Below are 484 nucleotides of genomic sequence, written 5' to 3'. Positions count from 1 at the left end.
TGAACTCAGTCCCCCTGAAATACAGATTTGAACCATATTTTTGATTGAGCCAACGGAAGCAATCAGAGAGCTTGCGTGTCCATTTCCTATGCTCCGCCTTGAGGTCATCATATATGCGGACGTTCTCACCGCAGGTGATAACCATGTACCGCAGATACTTCCCCTTATTCGGGAGAATGTTATCAATCCAATAGGTCAGCTCATTCCTCAACTGGCGACGCTCAGCAACAGCAACAGCAGGAATGAACATGATATGCCTAAACTGTTCATCCATCTGCTTAGCTAATCCAGACAGCAAACCCACCTTGAAAAAGGTGCCATCCTGCTTCTTACGCCTAGACGGAATCCCCAGACCTTCAAGCCTGTCAGCAATGCGATCAGATTGAAGCCTTATGGCCTCATCCCTGCCAATGCGTTCAAGATGTTTAAACACATCAACCTTGTTCCCACTGTTGCGACGAAGAAGCTCATAAAAACCTATCCG

The 484-nt window shown here is 46.9% G+C and carries 1 protein-coding gene; it reads right to left on the bottom strand.

The window, feature by feature from the left end; translation table 11 throughout:
• The coding region (locus KP705_RS17255; RefSeq protein ID WP_215765160.1) for a hypothetical protein at positions 1 to 484 on the bottom strand (484 nt) is incomplete at both ends.

It is taken from the genome of Gluconobacter sp. P1D12_c (assembly GCF_018812105.1).
In the GTDB taxonomy this organism is placed as follows: domain Bacteria; phylum Pseudomonadota; class Alphaproteobacteria; order Acetobacterales; family Acetobacteraceae; genus Gluconobacter; species Gluconobacter oxydans_A.
This window is presented reverse-complemented; position numbering and strand designations above follow the sequence as displayed.